Origin of the sequence: Phaeobacter sp. SYSU ZJ3003 (assembly GCF_041300735.1) — a bacterium.
Taxonomy (GTDB): domain Bacteria; phylum Pseudomonadota; class Alphaproteobacteria; order Rhodobacterales; family Rhodobacteraceae; genus Phycobacter; species Phycobacter gallaeciensis_A.
In genome coordinates this window covers 1-1,269 of the sequence record NZ_PXNU01000137.1, presented here as the reverse complement: position 1 = coordinate 1,269, position 1,269 = coordinate 1, and the positions used below count along the sequence as shown (strand labels likewise).

The 1,269-nt window shown below is 56.7% G+C and carries 1 protein-coding gene; it reads left to right on the top strand.

Annotation, left to right across the window (positions count from 1 at the left end; genetic code table 11):
• Positions 1 to 198 precede the first annotated feature (198 nt).
• The gene (locus tag C6W91_RS21075; RefSeq protein ID WP_370571600.1) at positions 199 to 1,251 is read left to right on the top strand and encodes an IS110 family transposase; all 1,053 of its coding nucleotides are present in this window, start codon (positions 199 to 201) and stop codon (positions 1,249 to 1,251) included.
• Positions 1,252 to 1,269 lie beyond the last annotated feature (18 nt).

Below are 1,269 nucleotides of genomic sequence, written 5' to 3'. Positions count from 1 at the left end.
GACTGTGAATATGGTATTGCGGCTTGATGGCCTGACCCATGTTACGATTGACCGCGTGTCATTGTGTTGACGTGTCGACCGTCAAGTCGCCCCGGCAACGGGCGAGATGTGACCTTATAGGAGCCTGTCGGGGACGCCCCATCACAGTCCTGTCCCCTCGGATCGATGCCCGGGCATATCTCAGACAACGAGGGCACCATGAAGACCGCACATCCAGTTATCATCGGCATCGATACGCACAAGGCAACCCATGTTGCCGTCGCGATTGATACGCAAGGCACTCGGTTGGCCGCACTGTCTATTCCGACAAACCCAAAGGGGTATTTGGAACTGGAACGCTGGTCGCAGTCTCATGGAAACGTTCTTGCATTTGGGATCGAAGGAACTGGGTCCTATGGCGCTGGCCTTTCTCGGCATTTACTCTCTCAAGGCCACACCGTCGTTGAGGTGACGCGTCCGCATCGCCAGCTGCGATACACGCAAGGCAAGACGGATAGCCTCGACGCGGAAGGCGCCGCCAGATCCGTTCTTTCCGGACAAGCAACCGCGCGTCCAAAGACACAAACTGGGTCGTCCGAGATGATCAGGCATCTGAAAATCGCGAGAGATACAGCCGTCAAATCGCGCTCACAGGCGATGGTGACCTTGAAGACACTGATTATCAACGCGCCAGCCGAACTGCGCGAAGTGCTGGATCTGATCCGAGGAAAAGTTGCGCTCATCCGGCATATAGCCGCGTTCCGACCCGGCAACATCGATACCCCGTTTGCCTCGGCGAAAATGGCAATGAAAGCACTGGCCCGCCGTTGGCTGTGGCTGCACGAAGAGATCGCCGGTCACGACGCCGAATTGGAACGCCTTGTCAGGGAACGCGCGCCTACTTTGATGGCCTCGCATGGGATCGCGACATTGACCATCGCTGAAATGTTGATCCTCGTCGGAGACGACCCAACACGCATTCGCTCAGAGGCGGCCTTTGCAAAGCTCTGCGGGGTTTGTCCCATCCCTGCGTCCAGCGGCAAAACCCGCCGTTTCCGTTTGAATCGTGGTGGCAACCGGCAGGCCAACGCAGCACTCTATCGCGTGGCAATCGTCAGGATGCGGAGCCACGAACCAACGCTTGCCTACGTCAAGAAGCGCACGAAAGACGGAAAGAGCAAAAGCGAGATCATCCGATGCCTGAAACGCTACATAGTCCGCGAAATCTACAGTCAGCTTTGTGTGCCAAAAACAGCGGAAATCACGGCTTGACCGATATAGGAGCTTCAA

What these genes read in the sequence shown, in the direction of transcription:
- C6W91_RS21075 (WP_370571600.1), top strand. Translation starts at nt 199, where the DNA reads ATGAAGACCGCACATCCAGTTATCATCGGCATCGATACGCACAAGGCA.